Below are 17214 nucleotides of genomic sequence, written 5' to 3'. Positions count from 1 at the left end.
TCCCTCCGATCAGGCTCCGTAGAGTTTTTTGTTGTTAAAGAGGCCGCTTCCGCCAGCCGAACGCAGCATCATCCGGGTGAAGCTGAGCGCCGTAAACATGCTGGTGAGGATACCGATGCCCAAGGTGACGGCAAAGCCGCGAATGGGACCGGTGCCCAGGTAATAAAGGATGACAATGGAGATCAGGGTGGTCACATTGGAGTCGAGAATGGTGGTGAAGGCGCGCTGGAAGCCGTCTTCAATGGCCGTGCGCAAGGTTTTTCCGGCTCGAAGCTCCTCTTTCAGCCGCTCGTAAATAATGACGTTGGCATCGACGGCCACGCCGAGAGACAAGAGAAAACCGGCGATGCCCGGCAATGTCCAGGTGGCTTTCAGCAAGGTCAGGATGCCCACGACGATGACCGAGTAGAGAATCAGAGACACGATGGCCACAAAGCCGGGAACGCGGTAATAAAGGAACATAAAAGCGAAGATGAGGCCGACGCCGATCATGGCTGCCGCCTTGCTTTTCTCTAGGCTTTCCGCGCCGAGGGTAGGACCGACGGTGCGTTTTTCCACCATCTCCATCTTGACGGGCAGGGCTCCCGAATTCAGGAGCATGGCGATGCGGCGGGCGTCTTCCAGCGAGCCGTAGCCGGTGATGCGGGCTTGTCCGCCGGTGATGGCTTCAGAAACGGTGGGATTTTGCAACAGGTCTTCGTCAAGATAGATGCCGATCTGTTTGCCTACGTTGGCTCGGGTGACATCAGCGAACTTCTTGGCGCCTTCGCTGTTGAGGGTCAGATGGACAATGGCCATGTTGCTTCCCGGTTCCAAGGCCTCTTTCGCTTCTTTGAGATCCTTGCCCTCGATGACTGTTTGGCCATCGGCTGTCCGGAAGGTCAACAGGGCCGTTTTGCCGATCAGGTCGACGGCTTTATCGGGATCCTGGATCCCGGCGAGTTCAATGATCAGGCGATTGGTGCCTTCCAACTGGATCAACGGTTCGGCGACGCCCAAGCCGTTGATCCGTTGCTCCATGATCGCATGAACCTGCTGCATCTCTTCCTGGGTTACCTTGCGGTCCGGCGTCTCTACCGCTTGAAGGACCACATGCAGACCGCCTTGCAGGTCCAACCCGAGCTTTGTGTTCTGCACAATCGGATTGTAACTGAGCGCGGCAGCGATGGCCACGACCGAAATCAGGGCCACCAGTTGGAGCAGTTTGCGTGCATTCATTTTTGCCCGCTGCCTCCTTGCAAAGGTTTGCTTTTTTTCTACGGATGATTGCCAGGAAATACGAAACAATTCGAATTATACTCCCAAATCTCAAAGAATGTCAAACGAAAGCGCCAGGTTTACAAAAATAAACTAGAGCATCTTTGCGTCATTGATGACCAGGTGAAAGCGACAATCTAAAAAAGCCGCCGCCCGCCGGCACATCACCATCCGCGGCAAAAAAATCTCAAAATAGTCGAGGACAGGGCTGATGTCAGGGTCTGTCGTCAAGGTCAAGGAGATGTCTGCCCCCTCCAGGACGAGTTTCGAATCCCGGACGGCGTAGTTGACGCGATCGTGGATATCAAAGGCGACGCGCTCCTTATTCCGGACTCGGCGGTAGTGGACGTCGCTCTTGTCGGCTAAGATGAGGGCTGCACCTGCGACGTTCATCACCTGTCCCACCGTTTCGTCATGGTTGCCGATGGCGGCCATCACTTCCGCGATCTCCCGAAAGTCCATCTTCATGTCCCGCAGGATGCTGCGGGCCAGCAAGGCGCCGATCTGGGCGTGGCTATCTCGGCTGACGGCGTTGCCGATGTCGTGCATGTAACCGGCGATGGCGGCCAATTCGGCAATACGTTCCGGATAGTTCAGGTGAGAAAGGATCGCTTCCGCCTGGGCGCTCACATGAGCAGAGTGTCGCAACCCATGTTCGGTAAAGCCGAGCACGGCGAGGCGCTCATCGCCTTTTTCGATGTAAGCCCTGACTTCAGGATTTTCGCGAATCTCCTGGATGCTCACTGTCATGAATATCTCCCTCTTGCCTTCGCCTTCCTCTTGGGGTAAAGACGGAAAATAAGCCGCTGAGTAGTCTGCTCAGCGGCCGGGAAGAAAATCCGGAAAATCAAGTTCCAACTGGCGATTGGTGCGCATGTATTCGACAATCAGCCGATCGAGTTCGCAGGATTTTCGATAGACAACACCACTCGTCAGGTTGCGGCTATCGAATCTTCGGGCCAATCGTTCCAATTCCTTGCGCTTACGCTGAATTCGGCGCAAAAGCACCGAAGAGTCCATGTTTCCCCCTCCCTTCGACAGTTCGCAACTGCAACCAGTCACATAATAACGGATTCCCATCCTGCATACCCATATTCGACCAATTTTATAGAAATCCTGTTATTCATGTAGGCTTCTTGCAGTAATTTGTCAAAGGAGAGGGCTCCTTTCAGTTATTGTCCACAACCCGCAGAATGGCTGTCTTGGCGAAATCGACCTGAACACCTTCAGCGATCTTCACGGTGACCGTATCTTCGCCCACTTCTGTGATGACGCCGTAGATGCCGGCTGCAGTCAAGACCCTCTCATGCACCCTCAGCTTGTCGAGCATTTCCTTGTGTTCCTTTTGCGCCTTCTTCTGGGGACGAATGAAGAGGTAGTAGAAGAGGCCGAACATGGCTGCCAGGTAAACCAGCAGGAGCGACGAATCCATCACGGCGGAAATCCCTCCTTCCCAGAATGGTTCTTACATGACCTGCTCGGTTTTGACGCCTTTTGTTTGGTATTGACGTCTTCTTGTTCGCGACTTACTATCCCCGTTCCTCCCCGTATTTGTCAAAGAAGGCTTTTTTGGCTTCGTAAAAACGGTCCTCCAGGATGGACTGACGGATGTTCCGCATCAGGTTGAGGAGCATGTGCAGGTTGTGAATGGTCAGCAGGCGGTAGGCGAGGATCTCTTCCGCCTTGTAAAGGTGACGCAGGTAGGCGCGGCTGTAATGGCGGCAGGTGTAGCAACTGCACTCAGGGTCGAGGCGCTCAAAGTCACGGGCATGTTCGGCGTTGCGGATGACCACCTTGCCATGGGATGTAAAGGCGAGCCCATTGCGGGCCACCCGAGTCGGCAGCACACAGTCGAACATATCGACGCCCCGCTCAACGCCTTCCCAGAGGCAGTCGGGACTGCCGACGCCCATCAGGTAGCGGGCTTTGTTCTTCGGAAGCTCAGGGACCGTGGCGTCCAGCATCTCGTACATAAGGGGCTTCGGCTCGCCGACACTCAAGCCGCCGATGCCGTAGCCGGGGAAGTCCAGTTCAACCAGGCGGGCGGCGCTTTCCTTGCGCAGGTCGGCGTACATGCCGCCCTGCGTGATGGCGAAGAGCGCCTGATCCTTCCTAGTATGGGCGGCGCGGCAGCGTTTCGCCCAACGGATCGTCATCTCCAGTGATTTTTGGGCGTACTCCCGCTCAGCCGGATAGGGCGGGCACTCATCGAAGGCCATGATGATGTCAGCGCCCAGGTCCATCTGGATCTGGATCGACTTTTCGGGGGTAAAGAAGTGTTCCGAGCCGTCGATGTGGCTCTTGAAACGGACGCCTTCCTCGGTGATCTTGCGAAGCGGCCCGAGGCTGAAGACCTGGAATCCCCCCGAGTCAGTGAGGATGCCGTGAGACCAATTCATGAATTTGTGCAGACCGCCGGCCTCGCGAACCAGGTCGGAGCCGGGACGCAGGTAGAGGTGATAGGTGTTCGACAAAATGATGCCGGCGCCCAGTTCGCGCACCTCTTCCGGCGTCATCGTCTTGACGGTCGCTTGGGTGCCGACAGGCATGAAAATGGGTGTTTCAAAGGAACCGTGGGGGGTATGTAGGATCCCCGCCCGGGCGCTTGTGCGGGTGCATTCTTTGATCAGTTCGTAGCGGACTGCGGCGGTCAAGTGCATCCTCCTTGGCGGCTCCGGCGCGTTATGCCCTAGGAGCCCTTTCATAGTACTCTGTTTTTGTTTTTGCAACAGTTGTGCTTCCCGGCTTTTCTTAGATGATCAACATGGCATCTCCAAAACTGAAAAAACGGTACCCCTTCTCCAGCGCCTCTCGGTAGGCGGCGAGTACCTGTTCGCGGCCGGCGAAGGCGGAGACGAGCATGAGCAGGGTGGAACGGGGCAGGTGGAAGTTGGTGATCAAGCCGTCGATGCACTGGAACGTATAGCCGGGGTAGATGAAGATGTCTGTCCAGCCAGATCCGGCGGCGACGGTTCCGTTGTGGAGGCCGGCGGCGGTTTCAAGGGTGCGGGCGACGGTGGTGCCGACGGCGATAACGCGGCGACCTTCCTGCTTGGCTTTAGCGATAGCTCTAGCGGCCTCTGGATCAACCTGGAAGAACTCGGAGTGCATCTTATGCTCCTCGATCCGATCCACTTGCACCGGCCGGAAGGTGCCGAGCCCCACATGCAGCAACACTGAGGTGATTTCAATTCCCCGCTTTTTCAGATCCTCCAGCAATTGCGGGGTGAAGTGGAGCCCTGCCGTGGGGGCCGCTGCAGAGCCCCGTTCCTGACTGTACACGGTCTGGTAGCGCTCCGCCTCTTGCCGAGGCAAGGCGGTTTCAATGTAGGGCGGCAGCGGCATCTGGCCGATCTCATCGATGAGGGTATCGAAGTCCCCACTGTAATGAAAGCGGACAACTCGTCCGCCGAAATCAGTCGTCTCTACGATCTCCGCAGCCAAGCGACCTTCTCCAAGATCGACAAAAACCCCCGGCTTCAGCCGCCGCCCCGGTCGTACAAGCACCTCCCAGCGATCATCGCCCATGGGCGTCAGTAAGACGATCTCGACGGTCACGTCGCTGTCGCGTTTTTTTCCGAACAGGCGCGCCGGAATCACCCGGGTGCGATTGACCACCAACAGGTCGCCAGGGTGCAGGATATGAACGAGATCTCGAAAGATCCGGTGGTCGACGGCGCCGGTCCGCCGTTCGAGGACCATCAAGCGAGAGGCGTCCCTCGGCTCTACCGGCGTTTGGGCGATCGCTTCCTTGGGCAATTCATAATCATAAAGCGCGACTTCCATCATTTCCCCCAGTTGTTTGTGATCTGCAGCCGTCCGTCGCGGCGATCAGCGTTGTAATAATGCTCGATGATTTCCGTGTAGCTTTTGCCGTTGCGGGCCAGCCCCATGGCGCCCCACTGGCTCATGCCCACGCCATGACCGTAGCCGTAACCGTCGATGACAATGATCCCTGCAGCCGTCGTCGACGGCGCTTTGGGCGCCGGACCGACTCCGTCGGAGGTGATGACATAAGGGTCACTGCTCACCGCCGCTACTCCCGATGAGGTGATCGCATAGGTCCCGCCTGCGGGGAGAGCGTTCTTTTTTATACCATCGGCACCATAGCCCAAGGCTACATAGTTGCCGCTGCCATCGGCGAGGGTAAACTTGGTGGACGGCGTATCCAACAGTTGGCGAACTTTGGTCCGGTCGATCGACACGGTTCCGCGGGATCCTACGACTTCCAGGCGGGTCACACGGCCGGAGCGGCTTGTCTCAACGATGCGCAAGCGCTGAAGCTCTCCCAGATCCTTACCGGTCAGGGATTGAGTCTTCCGGGCAATCTCATCCGGCGTAAGTTGTTTCCGCCAGTGATAGGCGAGCGCCGCTGTTCCGCCCCACTCTTCAGCATACCTGTCTTCCGGAGCAGGGACGCCGCGCAGATAAGGCACGTCGCTGTTCCAGACCAAGCGGGCGTCTTCCGTATAGCCTCCGCTGTTGGAGTGAAAGACGGCTTCAATGATGGCGCCGTCGTAAGTGATCACCTGTCCGCGCGTGTCATCAACAGCCTTGAGGACGCGTGCCTGTTCCCCATCGACACCCTTATACACCTGGCTCCCCAAGTCGGCGCGCAGGTCGTAATAGTCGCCGATCTGCCTTCGACGCTCCCGCTGCTGCAAGGCGTAGGTGCGTGAGACGACAGCCTGGGCCTTCATCGCCTCTTCCGGGGCGTTCATTCCGATCTCCTGTCCGACTACGCCGTAGAGATAAGATTCTACATCGATGACATTGATCAGCGCCATGCCGTTGGCGCCTTGGGAGCGGAGGTGATAGAGGCGCAAACTACCCCGGTATTTTTTACCGTTCACTTCAATCTTATTCTCACCGGCGCCCTTGGCTTGAAGCAACAAGGGACCACCATAAGCCTTGGCCAGCGATCGGCCGTTTTTATCCAGCTGGATGGTCGATCCGGCAGCGAAAGCGCGCCATCCATCGGAGGGAGAGACGGTCTCTACCGGGGTCTGCAAGTCCTCATCATACCACTGATATGTACCGGACAACACTCGGATATCGACGGAAGATCGCTGATCGAGCAGCACGCGGAGTTCGAACCTGTCCTCCCTGTCGGCTGCGACGGCGGGACCTAGGCCGGTTGACAAAGAGAAAATGGAAAAGAGGGCCAGAAATATCGCCCATGCTGTTCTTTTGTTGCCGCTCATTCGTCACTGGTCTCCTTTCGGTAGAATCACCTTCCTTTGTTTTTCGACAAACTGGGGGCACTTTCCTGTCCGCCTGCTATTTTCGTCAAAAAAGAAAGAACTGCGTCGATCAGCAGTTCTTTTGACAGGATCATTCGCTATTTCATTTCGCCTGGTTGCGCAAGCTTGGATTCGGTGTCAGAAGGGGGAGCGCCAGGCTCGGGCGCAGCAGGGTTGACAGTAAATAAGGTGCTCGCAGAGGTAGAATTGTCACAAGGGGGAGCGCTAGGCTCGGGCGCAACAGGGCTGGGCGAAGGGGCATCATCCCGTTCGGTCGAGGGTTCAGCCGGGGGGATTGTCGGTGGGGGCGGTGGCGTTTCCGTCGGGGGTTCAATCGCCGGCGCACTCGAAGGCGCAGTCTCTTTGGGCATCTTCGCTCCGTCGGCAATGGGGTCCGAGCCCGGCAACGCCGGCTCCGGCGGCGCGTTCACGCGGACATCGGTCGTTGCACTCTCGGCCGCTTCCTGAAGGGCTGCCTTGAGACGTTCCTGATGCCTCACCTCTTTGCCTGCCAGGTCCTGCTCGACGGCAGCGCCTTGCAGGACATCCAGGGGATCCCCACCGGCAGCAGCAATGACATTGGCGATGGACGCCTTTTTCAGATCAGCTGCTTGCACATTCAGCCCGCGATCGAGGGCTTCCAAAAAAATGGCGTACTTGCCGACAGACAGACCGATTTGCCTCGCCTTTTCCCTGGCATCGGCAGTCGCCCGGACGACCTGAACCCGCCTGGCTGATGACGTGTTCTGCGGCAACAGGCGCAGCGTTGAATCGCGTAACCGAGATTCCAAGCTGCCCTTCCCTTCAACAGGTCGTTCCTCCCCGGCGACGGCGATGACGACAACGTTATCGCGAGAAGGAGACAGAAACCCCTGATGGATCGCCTCATTGGTGATCCGGGAAAGGGCTTCCTCTGCGTCGAGTCCTTCCAGCACTTCCGCCTGGAGCAGTTTTTTTCCGTCTTCATTGAGCGGACGGGAGTTGATAACCCGGTTTTCTTCATTCAATGCCAGTTCAATGGAGGGGTTGATGTCAACAGTAACGAACTTGACGGCCGGTCTTTGCGGCGGCGCCTGGTCCGTCACAAAGCGGGCGGCGCCTGCCTCACCGTCTGCGGCAGGTTCCTGAAGGGGCTGACTGCCAAAGCCGCCGAAACCAGTCAGGTTGACCATCAGAAGCACTGTCGCAGCCACAACTGTCGTCATCCAATGCCAGGTCGCGCTGGACCGCCACCCCTTTGTGTGAATAGGGTTTGTTTTTCCCCAAGACAGGGGGATTTCATCGCCAACCTCCGGCTTGGGATGAGCTATGCGCTGGCGCCGGAATTCACCGCTGGGGGTGAGGACAATCGCCTCATCCCCCTCAATCTCCAGCACCACGCCACGTTGGTCCACTTGGCGGCCGACCTCCTATCCGTTGGAATCATCAGACACAGTGTATCCCGGGGTATGTTTCTCCGTCCTTTGCCGAGAATCACTCCTTGTCTATGTATTCCTTCAAATGATCCAGTTTCTCCATGAAAATAATGGCGACGGCGATAATGTATTTCCGCTGTCGCTCCAGCGTTTTTCGGCTCACATCGACATCCCGTTCCAGTTCCTTCAAGGGCAGCGAGCCTTTAAGTCTCAGGTATTCGCGATAGGCCGGTGTTTCGGCGACTTGCCGGGCCACCTGAATCGCCCGCCTGCGGGCGTCTTCATGCTTTGGCGCCACTTCGACCAGCTCGCTGAACCGGATGCCGTATTCCTGCAGCAGTTTGTTGTAATAGAGGATCTCGTTCCGGCGGTCGTTCGCTTCTGACTCAGCCATATAGGCCGCCGTCGCCTGCCTGATCTCCATCCGGTTGTTCCCTTCCTCCCCCGTGTCATCCTCCGATTCATAATCGAAGGCCGACAGGGGGATCTCCTTCTGGCTCCGCGTCTGCTTGCGAAAATAATCGATCAAGCGACGACGGATCACCGTCTCCGCAAAGGACAGGAAGGAGACACCTTTTTCTTCCTGATAGCTTGTGATTGCTTCGTTAAACGCAATCAAAGCTATGCTGGCCTCGTCATCACTGCCCAAGCGAACATACCGTCCGCTCGTCTGGGAGGTGACCCTCAGCACAAAAGGGGTAAACTTCCGGATCAAGGCGTTGCGGGAACACTCGTCCCCTTCCCGGGCTCGAACAAGAAGGTTCTCAGGCTCCTGATTCCTCGATGCGAAGACGCCGCTGCCCAACAGGGATGCCAAGGTGTCACCTTCTTTGTATTATATTTGTTCGGGTCCAGGACAATTTTTCTAGGGGCAAATTATCCTATCTGCGCAAAAACAGGTTCAACAGGATCGTCAACAGGAGGCTGAGCAAGAGGCTGCTGGCCAAAGGGAAGTAAAAGCTGAAATTCCCCTTCTGCCAAGAGATGTCGCCGGGCAGTCTCCCCAGGGAGACGAACTGGCTGAGCAACCAGAACAATCCGCCCAGCAGTAGCAGCCCGGCGCCGAGCACCATGAGCCACTTGCCGAAGGAACCGCCGTCGATCACCGCTTAAAACCTCCTTTGGGCTTGTAATACCGGTCCTTCTCGCTATAAATGCATCCGCAGTAGGGCTGCCGGTAGAGTTCCCTTTCTCGCGCCCGCTGCTGGCCTTCTCGGAAAGAAGCCCGAAAGTCGGCATAGACGAAGGGCACGCCCACCTCGCGACCGGCTGCCTCACCGGCGCGCCGCAGGGTCTCGTGGTCCTGGTACGGGCTGATCAGCAGGGTAGTGCTGAAGCCTTCCATACCGAGTTCCCGCGCCTTTTCTGCCGTCTTGCGGAGGCGCAGGTCGTAACAGTGGGGACAGCGGCCCGCCGGATCGGCAGCCACCCGCCGTAGGAAGTCCTCCAGGGCATACCCTTCTTCCACGATCAAGGGCAGGTTGATCGAAGCGGCATAGCCTTCCAACGTCTCTTTTCGCCGGAGGAACTCCTTGTAGGGATGGATGTTCGGGTTGTAATAATAGGCTGTCACCGCATGCCCTTCCTCGCGCAGGACATCAAAGGGAACAATGCCGCAAGGGGCGCAGCAGGTGTGCAACAGCAGCCGCATCACAGTCACCTACTCGTCAAAGGATAAGGCCGCCTGTTCCGCCGCTGCGCCGACGGCCGTTGAGGATGTGTCGTCTGTTGCCGACGGCAAAAGAGCTGGGCGCCCTTCCTGGAGCGCCAGCAATCCTGCGGGTACAGGCACTCCGAGATGCGCACAGGCAGCGATAGTGGCCATCCGACCGCGGGGCGTCCGGTTCAAGAATCCGAGTTGCATCAGGTAGGGTTCGACCACATCTTCGACCGTATCTACCGACTCACCGACTGAAGCCGCCAGGGTCTCTACGCCGACTGGTCCGCCGGCAAATTTACGGATCAGCGCCTCCAGCAGCCGCTGGTCTGTCGTATCGAGGCCGCGCGGATCGACCTCCAAACGCCGCAAGGCTTCCCGCGCTACCTCCCCTGTGACCACACCGTCCGAAAGCACCTGGGCGTAGTCGCGGACCCGCTTGAGCAGCCGGTTGGCGATGCGGGGCGTTCCCCGCGAGCGGAGCGCGATCTCCCGGGCGCCTTCCGGCTCGGCCGTGACGCCGAGGATGGTGGCGGCCCGCAGGATGATAAACTCCAACTCGTCAGGCCGGTAGTATTCCAGGCGGTGGATGACGCCGAAACGATCTCGGAGGGGCGACGTGAGCATCCCCGCCCGCGTCGTGGCGCCCACCAGGGTAAACCGGGGCAGATCGATGCGGATCGACCGGGCAGCTGGCCCCTTCCCGATGACAATATCCAGGCAAAAGTCTTCCATGGCCGGGTAAAGCACTTCCTCGACGGCGCGGTTGAGTCGATGGATCTCGTCAATAAACAGGACATCCATCGGCTGCAGATTCGTTAAAATGGCCGCCAGGTCGCCCGGTCGCTCGATCGCCGGCCCGGAGGTGACCCGCAACTGGACACCTAACTCCTGGGCGATGATCTGGGCCAGTGTCGTTTTTCCTAAACCGGGCGGTCCATAGAGCAGGACGTGATCCAGCGGTTCCCGCCGTCCCAGCGCCGCCTGTATGAAGACCGTCAGGTTCTCTTTTAGCTTATCTTGGCCGATATACTCCCGCAACGTCCGCGGCCGCAGGCTCCATTCGGTCTCACGATCCTCAGGCCGCTTGGCTGAGGTCATCATCCGTTCATCCATAAGACCTCACCCCCTTACTGCGACCCGAGAAACCGAAGTGCTCCCTTGATCCATGCCTCCACGTCGGCGTCCGGCGGAACAAGGGCCGCTGCTTCCACCAGAGCGTCCCTGGCTTCGTTGGCCGTATACCCCAAGACCTGCAGGGCTGAGAAGGCCTCGTCGCGGGGGGAGGTCTTCCACATGCGATCGGCTCCGGCAGGAACCGCTTTTTTTCGCCTGCGTGCCAATGGCGATGTCCCTTCGGGGACGTGCCGGTCCGAGGAGGGGTCCTTCAGCGAATGATTCTGTAAAGACGCCTTTTCCGGCAATTGCTCTTCTGGCGAGCCGGGCGATTGCTCTTGTTGCAAAGGATCTTGCGCGTTCTGATCCTGCTCCTGTGACGACGCTTCTTCAAGAAAAGGGTCCACTCCAAAGACGGGCACGGCGCGAACCCCCTGTTTGAGCAGTTTATCCCGCAATTCGATCACAAGGCGTTGCGCCGTCTTGCGCCCGATGCCCGGGATCCGCGTCAAGGCGAGCACATCCTCGGCGATGATAGCCCGCTGGACCTCCACAACTGAATAAGCGGAAAGGATCCCCAGGCCAACCTTGGGCCCGACGCCGCTGACCTCCAAAAGAAGGCGGAAGAAGGCCAACTCCTCCTCCGTCAGAAAGCCATAGAGGCTGACCTGATCCTCCCGCGCATAATAAAAGGTATGGATCAATATGTCCCTGCCCACTTGGGGCAACGATGCCAGCATCGTCGCCGGAACGAAGACGCGATAACCCACGCCGGACACATCTAAAAGCAGACAATCGTCACCCAAGCCGACGAGACGGCCGCGCAAAAAAGCGATCACCGACAGGCCACCCCCCAGGTCAGGCTATGGGCGCAACAGATGGCCACGGCCAACGCGTCGGCCACGTCGTCAGGCTTGGGGATCTCTTCCAGCGCCAGGAGGACGCGCACCATCTGTTGCACCTGTTGTTTTTCCGCCCTTCCGTAGCCGACAACGGCCTGTTTAACCTGGGACGGCTTGTATTCGTGGACAGACAGACCGGCCCGGGCAGCAGCCAGCAGGATGACGCCCCTGGCTTGCCCGACGGTGAGGGCCGTAGTAACATTGCGATTGAAAAAAAGCTCCTCTACGGCGACATGGGTTGGTCGATAAGTGGCGATGATCGCCTCCAAATCGGTAAAAATCGTTTGCAACCGGGAAGCCTGGGATGTGTGGGCCGGGGTGCGCACAGCGCCATAGGCAAGGGCAGAGAGCCGGTTGCCTTGCACTTCAATCAGACCATATCCGCAAATGGCTGTTCCCGGGTCGATCCCCAGGATAACCAACCCGCCACCTCCCTGATTCGATACGTTTTAAGGTTTTCGACGCCCTTCGGTTGAATCCTTTTCTTTATGACCGTCAGATTCGTCCATGCCATCCAAAAGCAGGGAGAGTTCCTCCGGCGTCATCCCACCAAGCCAGCCCCGTTCCGCCAACTCATATAAGGGTCGGGGGAGGCGCTCCGCAGGCAGATCGGTTAAGCGATCGATCCCGCCATAGAGGCCGGGCGGGCCGACGATGACGGCGACGACTCCTCCGACAATCCCCAGGTGCCGTTTCGCCGCATCATCAGGGCAAAGGCCATCAACGCTGCGGAACAGCCGGATCTGGCCGGGGCGCAGTTCCCAGCGCCAACCGGCACTTTCCGGATACCGCTGCAGCAGTTCCCGAAAGGGACGGCCCGTCCAGTCTTCCGGTCGTTCCAGGTTTTCTATCTCCTGATGGCCGCAGAGGCGATAGGTTTTTTCAATTGTGATGGCGACACCCGGCGCGATGGGCTGATGAAGCATGTCCTTGCCGTACCGGTTCGCCCATGCGCCGTCGCTTTTGACGACCATAAAATCATAGGCGAAAACGGTGATGACCGTCAAGCTGAAGGTGACCATAAAAAGTGCCAATAAGACAGACCCTATAGCTGTCCATTCCGCAACGGGCGCAGATGTTACAAGGGACGTCTTTGATTCTCTGGCAGAGAGGGTTTTATCAAAGAAAGACACTCCGGTAAACCCCATTTCCTCATCGGCAAGAACTTTCTACTGACTTCTTGTAAAAAATTTTCATTTTAACGCAGTAGATATTCTAACCAGCAAGGAAAAAGGAGAGTCATTCGAAGGTTTTTCGAGCAATAAAGTGTTTTTCCTTGACTTCCACTCTCATATTTTATATATTCTTATCAAATGGTTGGTGGTTTTAGGCAAGGAGGCCAAAAATTTATGTATGATGCCGTAGATTGCCGAATACTTCAGCACCTCCAACGCAACGGACGAGTAACGCAGACCGAACTGGCATCGCTTGTCGGCCTCTCGTCTCCCGCTGTGGCAGAACGGATCAAGAAGTTGGAGGAAAAAGGGGTGATTCAGGGTTTTCAGGCGCGTCTTAATCCGAAAGCCCTCGACCTGGGTCTGACCGCATTCATCTCCCTTCGGTTGGATCATCCCAACTCCTATCCACAGTTCGTCGAACAGATCCTGGGCTGCCCCTACATACTGGAGTGTCATCGGGTCACCGGCGAAGACGGCTTTCTCTTGAAAATCCGCGTCAAAGACACGGTCGAACTGGAGCAGATCTTAACGACACAAATCTTATCCTTGCCTGGTGTCAGCCATACGCGCACCTCCATCGCCCTAGCCACTCCCAAAGAAGAAACGGTTCTACCCCTTCCTACGGAAGAACAGTCGGCCTGAACGCTTTTTTTGAGAGGGATATCCTCATCAACGGTCAGGCAGATCTATTGAAATACCGCATCAACGAAGCAGACACTTGAACGAAGCAGACACTCGAACGAAGCAGACACTCGAACGAAGCAGACACTCGAACGAAGCAGACACTCGAACGAAGCAGATGCTTCGATCGATAAAAATGCAACGAAAGGAGCCCCTATCTCTAGGGACTCCTTTTCTGTTACTTATCTTCCCGTCTTTCGTTTGTGATGTTCAAAGCCTCTTTCTTCATCGCTTATGAACTGACAGGGCGTAAACTTTTTGGTTTCTAAGGATAATCGAGTCGAGATCAGCCGATTTGCTCCATCACCGCGTCATCAATGTTAAAATTGGCATAGGCGTTTTGCACATCGTCATGTTCTTCAAGAGCATCCATTAGCTTGATCAGCTTAGTGGCAATGTCTTTATCAGTGACCTCCATGGTGTTTTTAGGAACCAGGGTCACCTCCGCTGACAGCACAGCATAGCCGGCATCAGCCAAAGCTTGACGAACACCCTCCAATTCCTCCGGCAGCGTGAAAACCTCCGCTTCGTCCTCTTCCACAGCGATGTCCAGTGCACCCGTTTCCAAGGCGACCAGCATCAGTTCGTCCTCGTCGACGACCTTTGCCCCCGCCTCAGGGGTGACAGCCAAACGGATGACGCCTTTCGGTTCAAAAATCCAGGAGACGCACCCGGTTTCGCCAAGGTTGCCCCCGCTTTTGGAAAAGAGGTGGCGGATCTCGCCGGCGGTGCGGTTGCGGTTGTCTGTCATCGCTTCAATCATGATGGCCACGCCGCCGGGACCGTATCCTTCATAGGTAAGTTCTTCATAGTTGGCCCCTTCGGTGCCGCCGGCGCCCCGTTGGATCGCCCGCTGGATGTTGTCGTTGGGCATATTGTTCTCTTTTGCTTTTTGGATGGCGATTTTCAGGCGGAAGTTGCTGTTCGGATCAGGCCCGCCTTGGCGTGCCGCTACAATCAATTCGCGTCCGATTTTGGTGAAAATCTTGCCCTTCTGGGCGTCTACCTTCGCTTTCCGGTGTTTAATGTTCGCCCATTTGGAATGTCCAGCCATGTGACTATAATTCCTCCTGTAACTCTTCTAGGATAATCTTGTGATCGACCAAGGCCAATTCGATGATGCGCGCCTTGAGCGTCTTTTGCTGACCAAAGATGTTGATCATCGATATCTGACCGGCTTGGGGGATCAGTTTATCGACAGCCTCTAGGATCAGTTGGTCCTTTCCGTTTCTCCGGAGATAGGCATTGGCCTCACACATGACGCTCCTCCTCCACAAGTTCCTTGATACGACGAACCAAGCCCAGCACTTGATGGGGCAGCGGATCCGATTTCGCCCCGACAATCTCGATGCGGCTTCTGTTTAATGGAATCAGGATTTTTTTCGCCTTGGCCCTCCCGACGGCTTCCGCCATGGCGGGGGTCAACTCACCCAGCATGCTGTGGGCCATCAAAATGGCGACAGAACCGGCGATGATGTCGACTTCCGGGAGGTTCTGTACCATTGCGTTTTCTCCAGTCGCCCCATCATTGGCGCCGGCCTTCAGCATGGCCGCTGTCGCCATCGCATTGGTGCCTAGCCCCAGTATCTCGATATGATCAGGCAGCTCTTGCCGGAGCCGTTCGACGATATGCCTGCCAATGCCTCCGCCTTGTCCATCGATCACCGCAATTCGCATCGAACCACACCCCGACGTTTCCCTGCTATCACGTATTTCTTCTGTTTTAGCCTATTGTTTTGTCTCTGATCATTTAAATCCTCTGTCTCTGCCGTCATATTGTACGCTTTGCGCTTCTATACTTCTTGCGCTTCTATACTCCAATCAGGAATCGGGCTCGCATCATATTTTACCTTGACGTAAAGGGCGAAACAAGCACTTAAAAAACGCCTTCAGGAATTTCCTGAAGGCGTCATACCGTCTTGGTTGCGGGGGCAGGACTTGAACCTGCGACCTTCGGGTTATGAGCCCGACGAGCTACCAACTGCTCCACCCCGCGGCAATCTGGCTCCTCGAGTAGGATTCGAACCTACAACCTACCGGTTAACAGCCGGTTGCTCTACCGTTGAGCTATCGAGGAACAAGGGTAAGGAGATTCTACCTAGTCTTATATGAGATTGGCATCAACCGCATAGAAGACGGGCTTGCCCCTTGAAAACTACACAGCGGATATCTGTCGTAAAGCAGCAAAGAAGGTCAAGTCCTCGACCGATTCGTACCCGTCGACTGAACGCCTCGCGGCGCGTACATCTCGGGCCGATCTACCAGGTCATCCTCCTGGGGTCTTACCTCTTTCGAGTGGGAAGTCTCATCTTTGGGTCGGTTTCGCGCTTAGATGCTTTCAGCGCTTATCCGCTCCCGACATAGCTACCCAGCGCTGCCGTTGGCACGACAACTGGGACACCAGCGGTCGGTCCACCCCGGTCCTCTCGTACTAGGGGCAGCTCCCGTCAAACTTCCTCCGCCTGCGATGGATAGGGACCGAACTGTCTCACGACGTTCTGAACCCAGCTCACGTACCGCTTTAATGGGCGAACAGCCCAACCCTTGGGACCTACTTCAGCCCCAGGATGCGATGAGCCGACATCGAGGTGCCAAACCTCCCCGTCGATGTGGACTCTTGGGGGAGATAAGCCTGTTATCCCCGAGGTAGCTTTTATCCGTTGAGCGACGGCATTTCCACTCACATACCGCCGGATCACTAAGCCCGACTTTCGTCCCTGCTCGACTTGTCTGTCTCGCAGTCAAGCTCCCTTATGCCTTTGCACTCTTTAGACTGATTTCCAACCAGTCTGAGGGAACCTTTGGGCGCCTCCGTTACCTTTTAGGAGGCGACCGCCCCAGTCAAACTGCCCACCTGACACGGTCCCTGCGCCCGCTTCAGGGCGCCAGGTTAGAACTTCAGTGCATTCAGAGTGGTATCCCACCGGCGACTCCACCAAACCTGGCGGCCTGGCTTCCACGTCTCCCACCTATCCTGTACAAAACACACCAAAATCCAATGTCAGGCTACAGTAAAGCTCTACGGGGTCTTTCTGTCCTATCGCAGGTAACCCGCTTCTTCACGGGTAGATCAATTTCGCCGAGTCCCTCGTTGAGACAGTGCCCAGATCGTTACGCCTTTCGTGCGGGTCGGAACTTACCCGACAAGGAATTTCGCTACCTTAGGGCCGTTATAGTTACGGCCGCCGTTTACTGGGGCTTCGGTTCAAAGCGTTAACCTCTCCCCTTAACCTTCCAGCACCGGGCAGGCGTCAGCCCCTATACGTCACCTTGCGGTTTGGCAGGGACCTGTGTTTTTGCTAAACAGTCGCCTGGGCCTCTTCACTGCGACTCCCTCGATGCTATGATGTCATAGCTCGCCGGAGTACCCCTTCTCCCGAAGTTACGGGGTCATTTTGCCGAGTTCCTTAACGAGGGTTTGCTCGCGCGCCTGAGGATTCTCTCCTCGCCTACCTGTGTCGGTTTGCGGTACGGGCACGTTACATCTCCCTAGAGGCTTTTCTTGGCAGTCTGGAATCAGTGACTTCGCTACTAAGGTTCGCTCCCCGTCAGACCTTCGCGTTGATGAGCGACGGATTTGCCTATCGCTCCGCTACCGTCTTTGGCCATGCTCGACCGGCGGCATGGTTCACCTATCCTCCTGCGTCCCCCCATCGGTCAAACGATCCAACGTGGTACAGGAATCTCCACCTGTTGTCCATCACCTACGCCTTTCGGCCTCGGCTTAGGTCCCGACTTACCCTGGGCGGACGAGCCTTCCCCAGG

Annotated in this window: 19 protein-coding genes, 2 tRNA genes and 1 rRNA gene (1 of these 22 only partly in view); 1 reads left to right on the top strand and 21 read right to left on the bottom strand. The window is 56.9% G+C overall.

Annotated elements, in window-relative coordinates:
• Window positions 1-9: 9 nt before the first annotated feature.
• The 15 genes from secD to HM1_RS08210 all read right to left on the bottom strand — a co-directional run bounded on the left by secD (window position 10) and on the right by HM1_RS08210 (window position 12624).
• Entirely contained in the window at window positions 10-1218 is a 1209-nt protein-coding gene (gene secD / locus HM1_RS08280; protein WP_041313609.1) for a protein translocase subunit SecD, read from the bottom strand.
• A 132-nt stretch (window positions 1219-1350) separates the two neighbouring features.
• A complete protein-coding gene (locus tag HM1_RS08275; RefSeq protein ID WP_012282901.1) occupies window positions 1351-2007 on the bottom strand; it encodes an HD domain-containing protein in 657 nt (218 codons plus the stop codon).
• Between the two features lie 69 nt (window positions 2008-2076).
• Window positions 2077-2277, bottom strand: a complete 201-nt coding sequence (locus HM1_RS08270; RefSeq protein ID WP_012282900.1) for an aspartyl-phosphate phosphatase Spo0E family protein — start codon at window positions 2275-2277, stop codon at window positions 2077-2079.
• Window positions 2278-2425: 148 nt separating this feature from the next.
• Window positions 2426-2689, bottom strand: a complete 264-nt coding sequence (yajC, locus tag HM1_RS08265) for a preprotein translocase subunit YajC (protein ID WP_041313606.1) — start codon at window positions 2687-2689, stop codon at window positions 2426-2428.
• Window positions 2690-2786: 97 nt separating this feature from the next.
• Window positions 2787-3917 carry a tRNA guanosine(34) transglycosylase Tgt gene (gene tgt / locus HM1_RS08260; RefSeq protein ID WP_041313602.1) on the bottom strand — a complete coding sequence of 377 codons (1131 nt, stop codon included), beginning with the start codon at window positions 3915-3917 and terminating at the stop codon, window positions 2787-2789.
• A 91-nt stretch (window positions 3918-4008) separates the two neighbouring features.
• Complete coding sequence (queA, locus tag HM1_RS08255) at window positions 4009-5043, bottom strand: tRNA preQ1(34) S-adenosylmethionine ribosyltransferase-isomerase QueA (RefSeq protein WP_012282897.1); 1035 nt, start codon at window positions 5041-5043, stop codon at window positions 4009-4011.
• Window positions 5043-6461: a SpoIID/LytB domain-containing protein gene (locus HM1_RS08250; protein WP_041313599.1), complete on the bottom strand. Its 1419-nt coding sequence runs from the start codon at window positions 6459-6461 to the stop codon at window positions 5043-5045. The genes queA and HM1_RS08250 overlap by 1 nt, the downstream gene beginning before the upstream one ends.
• Window positions 6462-6598: 137 nt before the next feature.
• A complete protein-coding gene (locus HM1_RS16435) occupies window positions 6599-7894 on the bottom strand; it encodes an anti-sigma factor domain-containing protein (RefSeq protein WP_012282895.1) in 1296 nt (431 codons plus the stop codon).
• 79 nt (window positions 7895-7973) lie between these two features.
• Window positions 7974-8732, bottom strand: coding sequence for an RNA polymerase sigma factor SigI (sigI, locus tag HM1_RS08240; protein WP_012282894.1), 759 nt, complete (start codon window positions 8730-8732; stop codon window positions 7974-7976).
• Window positions 8733-8796: 64 nt separating this feature from the next.
• Complete coding sequence (locus tag HM1_RS08235; protein ID WP_012282893.1) at window positions 8797-9021, bottom strand: DUF2905 domain-containing protein; 225 nt, start codon at window positions 9019-9021, stop codon at window positions 8797-8799.
• On the bottom strand, window positions 9018-9566 hold the full coding sequence (locus HM1_RS08230) for an epoxyqueuosine reductase QueH (RefSeq protein WP_012282892.1): 549 nt from the start codon (window positions 9564-9566) through the stop codon (window positions 9018-9020). Before HM1_RS08230 ends, HM1_RS08235 begins: the two co-directional genes overlap by 4 nt.
• 9 nt (window positions 9567-9575) lie before the next feature.
• Complete coding sequence (gene ruvB, locus HM1_RS08225; RefSeq protein ID WP_012282891.1) at window positions 9576-10688, bottom strand: Holliday junction branch migration DNA helicase RuvB; 1113 nt, start codon at window positions 10686-10688, stop codon at window positions 9576-9578.
• Window positions 10689-10702: 14 nt separating this feature from the next.
• Window positions 10703-11527, bottom strand: a complete 825-nt coding sequence (ruvA, locus tag HM1_RS14645; RefSeq protein ID WP_012282890.1) for a Holliday junction branch migration protein RuvA — start codon at window positions 11525-11527, stop codon at window positions 10703-10705.
• Entirely contained in the window at window positions 11524-12012 is a 489-nt protein-coding gene (gene ruvC, locus HM1_RS08215) for a crossover junction endodeoxyribonuclease RuvC (RefSeq protein ID WP_012282889.1), read from the bottom strand. Before ruvC ends, ruvA begins: the two co-directional genes overlap by 4 nt.
• 27 nt (window positions 12013-12039) lie before the next feature.
• Window positions 12040-12624, bottom strand: coding sequence for a hypothetical protein (locus HM1_RS08210; protein WP_041313596.1), 585 nt, complete (start codon window positions 12622-12624; stop codon window positions 12040-12042).
• A gap of 315 nt (window positions 12625-12939) precedes the next feature.
• On the opposite strand from HM1_RS08210, the gene HM1_RS08205 reads away from it, so the two are divergent.
• Window positions 12940-13410 (top strand): Lrp/AsnC family transcriptional regulator, encoded by a 471-nt coding sequence (locus tag HM1_RS08205; RefSeq protein ID WP_012282887.1) that lies wholly within the window; start codon window positions 12940-12942, stop codon window positions 13408-13410.
• A gap of 325 nt (window positions 13411-13735) precedes the next feature.
• On the opposite strand, the gene HM1_RS08200 is transcribed toward HM1_RS08205, so the two are convergent.
• The 6 genes from HM1_RS08200 to HM1_RS08175 all read right to left on the bottom strand — a co-directional run.
• Window positions 13736-14503, bottom strand: coding sequence for a YebC/PmpR family DNA-binding transcriptional regulator (locus HM1_RS08200; RefSeq protein WP_012282886.1), 768 nt, complete (start codon window positions 14501-14503; stop codon window positions 13736-13738).
• 4 nt (window positions 14504-14507) lie between these two features.
• Entirely contained in the window at window positions 14508-14708 is a 201-nt protein-coding gene (locus tag HM1_RS08195; protein WP_012282885.1) for a CooT family nickel-binding protein, read from the bottom strand.
• A complete protein-coding gene (locus HM1_RS08190) occupies window positions 14701-15126 on the bottom strand; it encodes a DUF3842 family protein (RefSeq protein WP_012282884.1) in 426 nt (141 codons plus the stop codon). The genes HM1_RS08195 and HM1_RS08190 overlap by 8 nt, the downstream gene beginning before the upstream one ends.
• 243 nt (window positions 15127-15369) lie before the next feature.
• Window positions 15370-15445 (bottom strand) — tRNA-Met (locus HM1_RS08185).
• A 6-nt stretch (window positions 15446-15451) separates the two neighbouring features.
• Window positions 15452-15526 (bottom strand) — tRNA-Asn (locus HM1_RS08180).
• A gap of 112 nt (window positions 15527-15638) precedes the next feature.
• Window positions 15639-17214 (bottom strand): 23S ribosomal RNA (locus HM1_RS08175) (it continues 1338 nt past the right edge of the window).

Source organism: Heliomicrobium modesticaldum Ice1 (genome assembly GCF_000019165.1).
Taxonomy (GTDB): domain Bacteria; phylum Bacillota; class Desulfitobacteriia; order Heliobacteriales; family Heliobacteriaceae; genus Heliomicrobium; species Heliomicrobium modesticaldum.
Note: the sequence above shows the minus strand (reverse complement) of the source record. Positions and strands in the feature narration are given on the sequence as shown.